The organism is Brevibacillus sp. BC25 (genome assembly GCF_000282075.1).
In the GTDB taxonomy this organism is placed as follows: domain Bacteria; phylum Bacillota; class Bacilli; order Brevibacillales; family Brevibacillaceae; genus Brevibacillus.
On record NZ_AKIX01000016.1, the window covers coordinates 12,603 to 24,688 of the forward strand.

At 48.3% G+C, this 12,086-nt stretch carries 13 protein-coding genes; 10 read left to right on the top strand and 3 right to left on the bottom strand.

All coding sequences use genetic code 11. The features are described 5' to 3' along the window. The first annotated feature begins 50 nt into the window (after positions 1-50). The 7 genes from PMI05_RS03465 to PMI05_RS03495 all read left to right on the top strand — a co-directional run bounded on the left by PMI05_RS03465 (position 51) and on the right by PMI05_RS03495 (position 6,841). Complete coding sequence (locus tag PMI05_RS03465) at positions 51-1,496, top strand: VWA domain-containing protein (protein ID WP_007717267.1); 1,446 nt, start codon at positions 51-53, stop codon at positions 1,494-1,496. Between the two features lie 30 nt (positions 1,497-1,526). Continuing rightward, the gene (locus PMI05_RS03470; RefSeq protein ID WP_007717268.1) at positions 1,527-2,672 is read left to right on the top strand and encodes a hypothetical protein; all 1,146 of its coding nucleotides are present in this window, start codon (positions 1,527-1,529) and stop codon (positions 2,670-2,672) included. A 15-nt stretch (positions 2,673-2,687) separates the two neighbouring features. Beyond that, positions 2,688-3,542 (top strand): hypothetical protein, encoded by an 855-nt coding sequence (locus PMI05_RS03475; RefSeq protein ID WP_007717270.1) that lies wholly within the window; start codon positions 2,688-2,690, stop codon positions 3,540-3,542. A gap of 23 nt (positions 3,543-3,565) precedes the next feature. Further along, positions 3,566-4,288, top strand: coding sequence for a hypothetical protein (locus PMI05_RS03480; protein WP_007717272.1), 723 nt, complete (start codon positions 3,566-3,568; stop codon positions 4,286-4,288). 34 nt (positions 4,289-4,322) lie between these two features. Beyond that, positions 4,323-4,724, top strand: coding sequence for a TadE/TadG family type IV pilus assembly protein (locus tag PMI05_RS03485; RefSeq protein WP_007717274.1), 402 nt, complete (start codon positions 4,323-4,325; stop codon positions 4,722-4,724). After that, positions 4,725-5,399: a Tad domain-containing protein gene (locus PMI05_RS03490; RefSeq protein WP_007717276.1), complete on the top strand. Its 675-nt coding sequence runs from the start codon at positions 4,725-4,727 to the stop codon at positions 5,397-5,399. Positions 5,400-5,527: 128 nt separating this feature from the next. Then, on the top strand, positions 5,528-6,841 hold the full coding sequence (locus PMI05_RS03495; protein ID WP_007717278.1) for a VWA domain-containing protein: 1,314 nt from the start codon (positions 5,528-5,530) through the stop codon (positions 6,839-6,841). Positions 6,842-6,919: 78 nt separating this feature from the next. Here the strand turns inward: PMI05_RS03495 and PMI05_RS03500 are convergent, their stop codons facing one another. Further along, positions 6,920-7,480 carry a hypothetical protein gene (locus tag PMI05_RS03500; RefSeq protein ID WP_007717280.1) on the bottom strand — a complete coding sequence of 187 codons (561 nt, stop codon included), beginning with the start codon at positions 7,478-7,480 and terminating at the stop codon, positions 6,920-6,922. A gap of 213 nt (positions 7,481-7,693) precedes the next feature. On the opposite strand from PMI05_RS03500, the gene PMI05_RS03505 reads away from it, so the two are divergent. Continuing rightward, positions 7,694-8,470 (top strand): DUF169 domain-containing protein, encoded by a 777-nt coding sequence (locus tag PMI05_RS03505; RefSeq protein WP_039960175.1) that lies wholly within the window; start codon positions 7,694-7,696, stop codon positions 8,468-8,470. Here PMI05_RS03505 and PMI05_RS03510 read toward each other — a convergent pair. Together PMI05_RS03510 and PMI05_RS03515 are read right to left on the bottom strand one after the other, a co-directional pair. Next, entirely contained in the window at positions 8,467-8,988 is a 522-nt protein-coding gene (locus tag PMI05_RS03510) for a DinB family protein (protein WP_007717284.1), read from the bottom strand. The genes PMI05_RS03505 and PMI05_RS03510 overlap by 4 nt on opposite strands. A gap of 65 nt (positions 8,989-9,053) precedes the next feature. Beyond that, positions 9,054-10,001: a YafY family protein gene (locus PMI05_RS03515; RefSeq protein WP_007717286.1), complete on the bottom strand. Its 948-nt coding sequence runs from the start codon at positions 9,999-10,001 to the stop codon at positions 9,054-9,056. A gap of 144 nt (positions 10,002-10,145) precedes the next feature. Here PMI05_RS03515 and PMI05_RS03520 point away from each other — a divergent pair, with 144 nt between their 5' ends. Together PMI05_RS03520 and vanG are read left to right on the top strand one after the other, a co-directional pair. Further along, positions 10,146-11,012, top strand: a complete 867-nt coding sequence (locus PMI05_RS03520) for a D-Ala-D-Ala carboxypeptidase VanY (protein ID WP_007717288.1) — start codon at positions 10,146-10,148, stop codon at positions 11,010-11,012. 21 nt (positions 11,013-11,033) lie between these two features. Beyond that, positions 11,034-12,086 (top strand): D-alanine--D-serine ligase VanG, encoded by a 1,053-nt coding sequence (gene vanG / locus PMI05_RS03525; RefSeq protein WP_007717290.1) that lies wholly within the window; start codon positions 11,034-11,036, stop codon positions 12,084-12,086.

The following is a 12,086-nucleotide window of genomic DNA, read 5'->3' on the forward strand; positions in this document are numbered from 1 at the left end:
CACCTGAACCATACATAGCAAGTCGAAATCAAGCAGGAGGTAGCACTTTGATGAGACTCGTGAAGGGAATAATTGCAGTGATCCTCCTGTTGAGCCTGTTAACGGCGTGTTCACAGGAGGCGGATAATCAGCCGGATGCACCTCAGAACACAGAGGGGCAAAATCCTTCTGTTCCACCAAGCACGGAAACACCGCCTTCGCAAAGCCAACCGCCAGACCAAACAGGAGAGCCAAATGCCGAGATGACGCGAGAAGAGAAAGTAAAAGCGTTGGAGGCAATGGCACAGGAAGGAATGCCGCTAAAGCGGGAAACGACAGAGGACTTCGTCAATTCGCCGCCAGGACGTTTTTCTGGGGTTTCGTATGACAACAACAGGGAAGAAGTATTGCCTGAACTCAAAAAGTTCCCTACTGTTGAAAACCCAGACGAAGAAATGATTAACCAATACTATCTTGCCTTGTTGGGGCTGTTTGCCCAGAGCTATCCCGATCCGCAACAGATCATGGATGAATTGAAACTGGCCTCATTTGGGAATCCGGACATCGAAGATCCGCGGTTCAAGTTTAAGGAAAGCTACAATGTGGAGATTATCCTGGATGCGAGTGGCAGCATGGCGGCAAAATCGAACGGCAAGACGAGGATGGATGCTGCCAAAGAAGCGATTCAAGCCTTTGCTGAATCTTTGCCGGAACAGGCGAATGTCGCACTGCGTGTATACGGGCAAAAAGGCAGCGGAAAAGAGTCGGATAAAGCACTATCTTGCAGCAGTAGTGAGCTGGTGTACGGGATGCAGCCTTACAACAAAGAAAAACTGCAGCAATCTTTAAATCAGTTCCAACCTACCGGATACACTCCGATTGCCTACTCTTTGCAGGAAGCGAAAAAGGATTTAAGCAAATTGCCTGGAGATAAGAACACCAATATGATCTTCCTCGTCAGTGACGGAATCGAAACGTGCGATGGTGACCCTGTCGAAGCTGCCAAACAGCTGGCCCAATCCGAGATTACGCCGATTATTAACGTGATTGGATTTGGTATAGACGGTCCAGGGCAGCAGCAGTTGAAAGAAGTCGCAAAGGCAGCGGGAGGCCGCTATGTTCTGATTCAAGATCAGAAGGAGTTGCAGGAAGAATTCAATCGTGGGAAAGAAATCGCGAACAAGTGGAAAGAGTGGAAAGCCAATGCATCCTATCAAGCCGTATCCACTCGTAGTTCTCGATCGATCGACATTAGTCACTTTGCTTTGAAATGGAGCCGTATCGCCAAACGGGAAAATCATGATCTAACATCTGCGATCATGACCATGGATGCAAACAACATGATTTCAGATGAGTTGGCCGATCATCTGCGGAAGTTGAACGACGAGCAGCTGGAAATCGCGCAGAAAAAGGCAGATGAACTGGAGCAATTCCTGGATACCTTGAACGAGAAGTCCTATAAGGAAGCCGTGGATGCGATCAACCAGAAGTTTGCTCAAAATACGAAAACGAACTAGAGACGAAATCTCCAAAAGGAGGTTTGTAAAGTGAGGAAATGGTTAAGAGGCCCAACGGCAGCGGCTAGTTTCGCCTTTCTGATTCTTTTGATGAATCTGTTTCCGCTGGTGGGCCTGGCAGCTTCCATTCAGTATCAAGGGCTGCAATACGAGGCCCCGAAGTGGGATCAGCCAAATCTGGAGTCGCCACAATGGGAGCAGCTCAACCCACAAGCGCCGCAGTGGGAACAAATAAACCCACAGGCTCCTGAGTGGGAAAAGCTGAACCCGCAGGCACCGAACTGGGATCGAACGAATCCGCAAGCACCAAATTGGGATCGGATAAATCCGCAGGCACCTGATTTGCAGGGGCCAAGCGTCAATCACTCGAACCCGCAAGCGCCAAATGCAACCGCACCTGCACCAAGTATACAGATGCCTGCTTCGCAGCAACCCGGCGTCGATCCAGATAGCTCGAAACCGATGACGGAGACGCTGGAATATGGTGCAGTCAAATGGACGTTCAAGGACGTCATGGGTGGTACGCTGGCATATAGTGCTGATTTGCTTATGAATGGCGAAGTAGACATGGCAGCGGGACTTCGTGGTAAAGGCTTGTTCTTGGGGGATCTGGCGATAAAAGGCCTTGATCTTGCCTTCAAGAATACGCCGTATGTAAACACAGTAACAGGCTTGGGTGTCGATTCACTCGACGGGATGAACGCGTGGGCCAACTATCAATTTGTGTTGGCGCAATTGCCGAATAACAGTTTTCGGGATATTTTCCAAGGCGGTCAGCTGACGAATTCGGCAAATCCATCCGGCGTCAGAATGCCGGGAATCGTGAAAGGATTAAATGTGGGCGTAGCAGCGATTAGCCTTCCATTTGACATCATGGATACGATCGGCAGTTTTGGCATGGCGTTTGATCCGAGCCAGAATGAAGCTACACAAAATGAGAAATTTGTGGATGGCGCCGGTAATTTCGGCAGTGTGCTGATGGATGCAGGGGTCATTGCTTCCGTCATACCAGGTGGGCAGGCGGTAGGTGGTGTGCTTGTTGTTACCGGTGCGGTTTTGTGGGGATTGAGCAAACTCGTGAAGTACGCTGACAAGTTAGCCGGAGGAGCGATTACCCGTGGAATCCGGGATGGGGTCGGAAAAGCTGTTGGCTGGGTAAAATCCTTATTTGCGTAACGGAGGTCCTTGCTTATGAAAGTCGTGAATACACCACAGGTTCAGGCTCAGATCGAGCGGAATAAGCGTTTTTTAGAGAGGACAGAGCTGTATAATTACCCGGCCTACGTAGACGGAGAATATTACTACCATGTAGCGTACTGGAGCTGGGCGAAAAAAGACGCTGTCGGGTACTTGGTGCTGCGACCGAATGGTGAAGTGGTTCGCCGCAATGAAGCAGAGCCCGTAGTGAAACTGTTTTTGGTGCATGCACATGCGGGGCGCAAGATTAAGAACAATCTGGCCATTGATAAGGATAAGCCGATCGAGATGTACGAGCAAAAACACGAGTATCTGAGGGCGCTTTTGCCCAGCTACCAGAATAAGATGGACACTGTGATACGGCAAGATACAGAGAAGCTGATCGAGGTTTGTAAAACCATGATGGAAAGCCGGGACCAGCTGCGTGCCATTTATGATCGAGGGATGAATCTGCTCAATCAATTTTTCGCGCGCAACTACGTCATCGCGGGAGAAGAAACGGCATTACGGGATGTGTTATTTGAATCCGACTACATTTTGTATGATCGCATTCGCAAGCAGGTGCTGATTAAAGACTCTGTGGATCGGCTTTATCAGTTTTTCCAATCCGATCGAGTAGAACTGGATCGGGTACAGGAGCAGAAACGAAAAAAGCTGAGCGACTTGCTCTCTGTTTATAAAGACAAAACGCTGCGAAATATTGCCGACGAATCCGTGAAAAGCTTTGAGACGCATACAACAGGGAAACATGAGTCTTTCCATTCGGTTGAACAGTTGCGGGAGGCCCACGAGAAGCTTAATATGACCATCTTGGAAAACGGGCTGATGGATAAGCTGCGAAACCCTTAACAGGAAAGGTGAGAGATACCCATATGCATCCCTTCAAAGAAAGCATCCGTTTTTATGCACGGAACATCGAATCTTTGCTGCTTTTGTCCGCCGTGCTCGTTGTTCCATTTTTTATCATCCACAACTTTACGCTGAACTACCTGAATCTGATCGCCGCGATCACGGGCGCCAAATTCGTCGCAAGCTTTTTCAATCTGTTTTTACTTCTTCTGTTCTTGCTGATCCTCCAGATCCCTTTTGCCCAGTATGTCCAAAGTGATCTGGACGGCGATGAACGTCCGATACGAAAAGCATTTCGGACTTTTTTTGAACACAGCTTTTCCGTATTCGTATTTGGGATCGTGTTTAGCTTTCTTGTCTCTACAGGAATGATGCTGTTCATGATACCCGGGTTGATTCTGATGATCTTGTTCTATTTGACGCCGTTTTTTGTGGTGCTGAAAAAACAATCGGCTTGGCGCTGCTGGCGAGCTGCCTTGGAAATGGGCAAAAAGCACTTCTTCCAAATCTTTGGCTTGTTGCTAATGGTGAGTGTGGTGGAGTGGCTAATCAGTATGGCGGGCTTGTTCCTCGTCACGTCTATTACGGCGACCTTCGGGGCGGTTATGTTTATTGAGTTGTTGCTCAATGTGATTGTTCTTCCGTTTTTTGCAGTCATGTTCATGATGTACGTCAATAAGTGGAAGGACGAGGCGGCAGGAGCGGAAGCGGCTGTGGCAGGGGGATTGCTGCTCGATGAAAGGTAGCTTGCAAATAAGTTCGAGAGGAGATGAGCGAAGAATGCGCCTGAAGAAGATCGTTTCCAATGAAAAGGGCTCGGTCACCGTAGAGTTTATCGCCATACTGCCGTTCGTCTTTCTGATCATGCTGATTTGCTGGCAGTTTCTTGTGGGCGTCTACGGCGTAATCATCTCTCAGTCGGCAGCAAATGAGGCGGCGAAGGTGTACGCCATAACGGGAAACTCGGGAGAAGCCATACAAGCTGCCAAAAGCGTGGTGAACGCGGCAGGAGGCTACATTTCCTTCAATGAGGGCGATATCACATGGGATGGCAACGGATACTTTACCGCCAAGGTCGGCGTGCAGATGGAGCTGGGGTTTCTTCCTGACTGGCTCTATATCAAAGAGGAAGACCGATATATCTCATTTGATCGGGAAATGAAGAGCAGGGTGATGAACTAGATGGTACGTATACTGCGTCACTTGCAAAATGAACGTGGAAATATGACGATCTTCACCCTGACGATTTACTGGTTTATGTTCATGCTGGTGTTTGTTGCGCTTTTCAACTTTTCGACCATTTTTGTAGACAAGGAGCAGGCGTCGAATAGTGCGCAGCAGGCGAGTATTGCGGCGGTGAAGGATATTTATGATGAGATGGAAAAAGCTATATTGCTGTATGATACGTCAATCAATGCGCAGTTCAATCCAGATTATGTCTGGCCGAAGGTAAAGCTTGCAATGAATCATCTTGCGTCTGCACATCCGGATTGGTCCAATAGCGAGATCAAATACGGATCAATTGACAGGGCATTGAACAGTGCATTGCCTGGAAATTTTCAGTTGCAAGCTTATGTATATGCAGGGTTATCGAGTGCAAAAGCCAAAATTCCGGGCGTAGTGCGCAAAGTGCTAGTGGATAACAAGGCGACTCTCAGCGGTTCGTCTATCAAATTGTTCAATAGTGAAAATCGGATTGAAGTAAAAACTTCTGTGGAATACAACTCAGAATCGATGGGGTTCGACTTCATTCCCGCTTATTCCGAGCAGATCTATCAGACGGGCGAAAGCAGACGGATCGGTTTTATAGATGAAGTAAATGACTGGTTTTACATCGAGATCCCTATTCTCGAATGACGAGGGTTGGAGGAAATAGTCCTCGCCATCGGTATGCCTTTTATCAAAAGAAACCATCTGGCGTTCATCCGAAAGAAAAACGCGGCGATCTGATCAACAAGGCAACAAGGCAAGGAGGATATGACCGAATGCGTAACACCAAAATGCGGATGTCGCTCTTGATCAACAGCATCATGATCATGCTGCTGCTTTCTGGCTGTTCACTGGGCGCAATAGGAGCGGGTACAGGGATCCGGCAAAATCAATGGCCGCAGACGACACAGGAATTGATTGCTTCACAGCCCGGACCGCTTGCTAGCACACAATTTTTCCACGCAGCTTATCCGCATCGAGCTGAGATCATACAGGTTTTGGATAAAATGCCTACCCTGGTCGACGGGATGAATGATGCTTATTTGGATTTGTACTGGAATCAATTACTCACCCTGTTTGCCGAGGATTACCTCAGTCCCCAGATGGTTGTAGACCGCTGGAGAATGGCTTCGTATGGCAGTCCTGACATCGAGGACGCCCGCTTTCAGTTTCGGGAAAATTTCAACGTAGAAATCATCCTGGATGCAAGCGGCAGCATGGCTGGGAAAATTGGGGACAAAACGAAAATGCAGCTCGCTAAGGAAGCGATCCAGGAATTCGCGGAAGCACTGCCAGAAGAGGCGAGAATATCGCTGCGCGTGTATGGACATAAGGGCAGCAATGCAGATGAGCATAAACAGCTCTCCTGTGGCAGCAGTGAGATGGTCTATCCATTGCAAGCCTACGATACGAAAGGTCTTGAGCAAGCACTTGGCATGTTTGAGCCGACGGGCTGGACATCTATTGCGCACTCCTTGCGTCTCGCTCAGGAGGATTTGGCGGGATTCGAAGCGGATAAAAATACGAATGTCATCTATCTGGTCAGTGACGGTATCGAGACGTGCGATGGCAATCCAGTGGCAGTAGCCAAGGAATTGTCCCAGTCCAAAATTATGCCGTTGTTAAACGTTATCGGCTTTGATGTGAATGCAGAAGGGCAGAAGCAATTGAAGGAAATTGCCCACGCGTCAGAAGGTTTGTATGCAAATGTGACGAACCGCGAGCAGTTCAAGCAAGAGCTGGAACGTGCGAAAGAAATTGCCCAGAAGTGGGAGCAGTGGAAACGGGATGCTTTGACAGAAGCTGACGCTGTGCTGATCGACCGCAAAAAATGGGTGGATGCTTACGACCGGGACTGGTACGAGAAAAACTGGCGGGAGAGCCTGAACATCGGAATGGCGATCGAGCATTTGTCTGCGAGTGGCAAGATTGGCAAGGACGCGAGGGAGTATCTTACTGGGAAAAGGCAAGAAAGAGAAGCGTTGGCTACACAGTCCAAGGAGGAGCTTACCAATTACTTGGTGAGTCTCACAACCGAGACCTATCAGGAAATGAGAGAGGAAATTGAGGATAAATACAGCGGAAACTAACAGCAATGGGTTCTCCGTTATAAAAGCGATTGCGGTCGCAACGGAGAACCCACTGTAAATGTAAAGGATTAGGGGGCGTCAATCATATGTGAACGTAACGACCTGTTGCAGGCCTGGGTCCACTCCGATTGCCACATCATTTAGGCCATCTGTGTAATAAAAGTAGCGCTTGGCGTCATTGGAATGAGCGTCAGAAGCTTTCACCAATTGGAAGTCGTTCGTCGCAAGCAGGTTTTTCGAGCGGATGAAATCTGATGCCGTCTTTTCCAAATCTGCTTCTGTCATCGTTTTTGTCGCCATTTCTCCGTTTATTCCAATAACGTCAATCGACAGGGAAAGAATTTGCTTTGACCTCGGTTCGATGATGGCGTGAAAGCCATGGACATCGCCACTCACAGGTTCGCGTTTCAGTACGGCGTGAACAGGTACACCTCTGTATACCGAATTGGTTGGGTCCTCCAGCGTGATTTCCCGATCAGTCGTATCAACATCCATCTGATAATATTGTCTAACAGCGGCTGCAGCGATTTGCGCCGCTTCTTCTTTTCCGAGCCCGTGTACTGTATCTGGTGAGCTGGAGGAGCATCCCATTAACAAAAAGACAAGAAGCGCCGTGCCCAGCCATGCGAACTTTTTCATTGTGAACCCTCCAGCCATCCCAAGTAATACGTGTAGTCTTAGTCTTTTTTTATCCTAACAGGGATTGTTTCGACTCCCTATCGATTAACCTTTCCATTACCTTACGATGTTGTAAGCTTCGAGAAAAATGTAGGGAGTGACAGGACTTTGGGCAAAAAAGACGAAAAATTCGGAGTATGAGTAGTGTATGTGAAAAACGAGGGGGCAAATGGAATGAACGCCATCGAGCTGAATCAAGCGCTTCAAATGTATGTGAGGACTGAGACCTTTCCCGTAGGAGTTAGCATCCGAAAAGAAGAAGCCGCTCTGCCATCAAAGGCAAAGCGACCTGTCCGTGATCTAGGTTATCCGATTACGATTTGCCAAGCTGTCGGTTTTTCAAGGCGTTATGGCTGGAGCATCGCGATGAATGGAGCCGATCTGTCCTGTCCGATCGCGCAGGTGGCTTTTGGCTATGAAGAGCAGCCGGCGTTTTATACAGAGGGTCATCTCGCCTGTGGGATGTATACAGATACACTGGAAAATGGGGCGAAAAGCGAGCTGGATGTTCCGAAATTTTCAGCAGAAGAAAGCGGCTACTACGTATCATTTCCACTGGAGCGAGCAGAGATCGAGCCAGATGTCGTCGTGATTTACGGCAATGCGGCACAGGTCATGCGATTGGTGGCGGGGATGCTGTACAAGCGCGGTGGGTCGATTCCTTCCACCTTTTCCAGTCGGGCCGACTGTGCGGACATTGCCATCAAGCCGATCCAGACGGGACAACCGCAAGTGATCGTACCGTGTTATGGCGACAGATTGTTTGCCCAGACACAGGATCACGAGATGGCCTTCAGCTTTCATTTTCGAGATGCCGCCGAGCTGGTGGAGGGATTAGTCGGAACGCAAAAAGGCGGAATCCGCTACCCGATCCCGTCTTTCTTGCGTTATCAGGCAGAGTTTCCGCCGACCTATCAAAAGCTTGCGGGGATGTTTGGAGAAAAAAACTAACCCTTCAGTCGGTTGAGCTGGAGCAGGTGATGGCGATAGTGCATTTCTACGGCGGCAAACCATTCCTTGGCCGTCAGCGAACCGAAGGCTGGGTGAGCCACCCTGTGATGTGCAGGAATTTCGTCCAGAGTCGGTTCCAACTCTTTCATTTGTGTGAGCACGCTGATGAGTCCATCACGCAATTGCTCCTTGCTCTCCGGTTGTGCAGGTGTGTACTCCGGGGAGGCAGGGACTTTCACGCGAATGGGAGGCAAGGAGCCTTGAGCAAAGATCGTCTGCCCGATCTCGGATTTTTCGGTACCTGCTTCTGTGACAGCAGGACCTCCTTGTCTACACTTCTCGATACTTCCCAGTTGAAAATACCGGGCAGATTGGATCAAGTGAAGGTACATTTGCCCGATCGACCATTCCTCTTCACTTGGTTTTTGCAAGAGTTGTTCCATGGTGAAGCCTTCTAATTCAAGCAGGTAGTGGTTTGTCACGTCTTCAAATTTGTTCGCGATTTCCTTTGTATTCATGGGCGAATCAGCTCCTCTTGGTTTTCTTGCTTTTATCATATTCGAACGCTACTGACAGCAGTATGTCAGTAGCGTTTGAATAATTTTTTGGCTTCTTCGCGCATTCGGCTACGCAAGGATTTAGGGGTAAGAACAACCGCATCTGCCCCCAAACCAAGCACCCAAGACAATATTTCTTCGATTTGTCTGACGCGCAATCTGACGAGAAAGCCGTCCGGATGCTCCGTAATCTCTTCTATAAAAAAATAGCCCGATTCTTTGACACGATCAGCGATAGCTGCGCTGATGACGATCTGCACCTCTAGGGATCGATCGTCGATAGGCTTGTAGTCATCAAAATGGAAATGGTCAGGGAGAATAAAGCGGTCTTCCAATACGATCAGGCCGCTCATGCGTGACAGGCGGAATCGACGAATATCCTGTCGCAGATCGCAATGAGCGAGTAGTATCCAAGAACCACGAACCAGTACTAGACCATATGGAGCAACGTCACGCACTGTTTCACGATCGTCACCCTCCCCAGGCGTACCCCTCCGATAGCGGAACCGCACCTTCCGCTCATTGATGATCGCATCGTGGAGAAGTTGTGCATGCGCTTTTTCCTGCTCGCGCAGATTGTTTGCTCTGGGACTTACGAGGCGAAAGGTTGAGCGGATACGGCTGGCTTGTTCGCCTACATCCGCAGACAGGATCGCTTCTACTTTGCGCTGTACAGCTCTTGCGTTATTGCCAAAGTTTTGGTCAAAAGCTTGCTCGACCAAGTCTGCTCCGATCAAGAGTGCAACGGCCTCTTCTACCGAAAAACTGACGGGCGGCAGAAAATATCCTTCCATTAACGAATAGCCCTGACCTGGTGCCCCAACGATGGGGACGCCTGCTTCGCTCAATGCCTGCATGTCACGATAAATCGTCCGGACGCTCGTCTCGAAGGTCGCGGCCAAATCTTCTGCGCGCAACGTTCCTTTTCGTTGTAGCTCCAGAACGATTGCCAACAAACGGTCTGTTTTGTTCATGCTAGGCTGCTGACCTCCTCTCTATCCAGCTAAGCAACTTTATAAAAATGAATGGACATCTTTAAAATTATTTTATATTTACCCTACTTTTTATTTTAACAGTTTTCCCTATCCTACATGTGTAAGTGAAGGAGGAAGCTGTGAATGAAAAAGAGGGTTTTTTGGCTTGTCATTTTATCGCTGTTTGGATATATCGTTTTTCAAAAAATTACAGAAGGACCACCTAATGTTGGAGGACATATGGAAACAGTGGGAGAGGCTACCGGCGTGGGTGTGGAGTACCAATCGATACAAATAACAAAAGATCAAATTTATCAGGGAGACCTTCTCTTGGTCAATAAAGACTATCCGGTTCATGAGGCAGGGGTAAAAAACGATGTGGTTCGGTTGTCTGAGCATGAAGAACTGTTGCAAGGCTATACTTTGCTCGATCATAGACTCGAAGTGTCGGAGCGTGTAGCCAAAGTATTCTTGGAGATGGTCAAAGCTGCGCAACAAGATAACGTGAGTCACTTTATCCTGAACAGCGGTTATCGAGGGAAGGAAGAACAAGAGAAGCTGTATGAAGAAATGGGGCCAGCGATCGCGATGCCAAGCGGTTATAGCGAACACAATGTAGGTTCCGCGCTGGATATTGGATCGACGCAAATGAAAATGGAGCATGCTCCTGAAGGCAAGTGGTTGGAAGATAACTCATGGAAATACGGTTTTATTTTACGCTATCCAAGTGACAAAGTAGCGATAACAGGAACGGTATACGAGCCGTGGCATTTCCGATATGTCGGTTTGCCGCATAGCGCGATCATGAAGGAGAATAACTTTTCGCTGGAAGAATACTTGGATTACCTAAAAGACCAAAGAAGTATCTCTGTGACAAACGATGGAAAGATCTATGAAATTAACTACTACCCTGTCGATCAAGAGATGACGATCAAAGTACCGATTACGAGCAACTATGAGATTTCGGGTGACAACATGGGCGGTGTGATTGTAACAAGCTACGTGAACTAAAGAAATAAAGGAGTGAATCTAATGAAGAAATTGACTGTCGCGATTTTGTTTGGGGGATGTTCCTCGGAGTATGAAGTATCCCTTAAATCTACGAGTTCGGTGCTGGAGAGTTTGTGTCTGGAAAAGTACGAGGTGATTTTGCTAGGAATTACGAGGGAAGGGCAATGGCTGCGATATACCGGCAACATCGAAAGCATTCGGAATGACAGTTGGCATCAAAGTGAGAAGTGTGTGCCTGCCTTTCTCTCTCCTTGCAGAAAGGTGAAGGGAATTGTTGCAGAGGAGAACGGTACCATGACAGTCACGAAGGTTGATGTGGTGTTCCCGATTTTGCATGGCAAAAACGGAGAGGATGGAACGGTGCAAGGGCTATTGGAGCTCGCCGGAATTCCGTTTGTCGGTTGTCACACGCTATCCTCTGCGATTTGTATGGACAAGGATATCGCCCACACACTGGCGGAAAGCTCCGGTATCAAAACGCCAAGATCCGTTACCGTTTATCCAAATACTGATCTTGCGACTGTTCAATCTGCCACCGAAGCACTGGGATTCCCTTTGTATGTCAAGCCAGCAAAGGCAGGGTCTTCCATTGGGATTACGAAAGCATACAGCCTATCAGAATTGTTCTTTGGTATAGAAAACGCCCTTTTGCATGATGACAAAGTGGTCATCGAGGAAAACATCGTGGGATTTGAGGTGGGCTGCGCGGTACTAGGAAATCGTGAGGTCATTGTAGGAGAAGTGGATGAAATCGAATTGCTTCAGGGCTTCTTCAATTATACAGAAAAGTATTCATTGGAGACTGCCCATATCCATGTCCCAGCAAGAATTGACGCGGAACTGGCTCATAAAATCAAGCAAACAGCCACCCATCTCTATCAGGTTTTTGGCTGTCGTGGCTTCGCTCGCGTGGATATGTTTGTTACACCAGACGGAGACATTGTGTTTAACGAAGTGAATACGATCCCTGGCTTTACCTCGAAAAGCAGGTATCCAAGCATGCTGCGTGCAACGGGGATTTCCTATAAAGAACTTCTGGATACATTGATTATGCTAGCGTTGGAGGAGGACTAA

What these genes read in the sequence shown, in the direction of transcription:
- PMI05_RS03465 (WP_007717267.1), top strand. Translation starts at nt 51, where the DNA reads ATGAGACTCGTGAAGGGAATAATTGCAGTGATCCTCCTGTTGAGCCTG.
- PMI05_RS03475 (WP_007717270.1), top strand. Translation starts at nt 2,688, where the DNA reads ATGAAAGTCGTGAATACACCACAGGTTCAGGCTCAGATCGAGCGGAAT.
- PMI05_RS03480 (WP_007717272.1), top strand. Translation starts at nt 3,566, where the DNA reads ATGCATCCCTTCAAAGAAAGCATCCGTTTTTATGCACGGAACATCGAA.
- PMI05_RS03485 (WP_007717274.1), top strand. Translation starts at nt 4,323, where the DNA reads ATGCGCCTGAAGAAGATCGTTTCCAATGAAAAGGGCTCGGTCACCGTA.
- PMI05_RS03490 (WP_007717276.1), top strand. Translation starts at nt 4,725, where the DNA reads ATGGTACGTATACTGCGTCACTTGCAAAATGAACGTGGAAATATGACG.
- PMI05_RS03495 (WP_007717278.1), top strand. Translation starts at nt 5,528, where the DNA reads ATGCGTAACACCAAAATGCGGATGTCGCTCTTGATCAACAGCATCATG.
- PMI05_RS03500 (WP_007717280.1), bottom strand. Translation starts at nt 7,480, where the DNA reads ATGAAAAAGTTCGCATGGCTGGGCACGGCGCTTCTTGTCTTTTTGTTA.
- PMI05_RS03505 (WP_039960175.1), top strand. Translation starts at nt 7,694, where the DNA reads ATGAACGCCATCGAGCTGAATCAAGCGCTTCAAATGTATGTGAGGACT.
- PMI05_RS03510 (WP_007717284.1), bottom strand. Translation starts at nt 8,988, where the DNA reads ATGAATACAAAGGAAATCGCGAACAAATTTGAAGACGTGACAAACCAC.
- PMI05_RS03515 (WP_007717286.1), bottom strand. Translation starts at nt 10,001, where the DNA reads ATGAACAAAACAGACCGTTTGTTGGCAATCGTTCTGGAGCTACAACGA.
- PMI05_RS03520 (WP_007717288.1), top strand. Translation starts at nt 10,146, where the DNA reads ATGAAAAAGAGGGTTTTTTGGCTTGTCATTTTATCGCTGTTTGGATAT.
- vanG (WP_007717290.1), top strand. Translation starts at nt 11,034, where the DNA reads ATGAAGAAATTGACTGTCGCGATTTTGTTTGGGGGATGTTCCTCGGAG.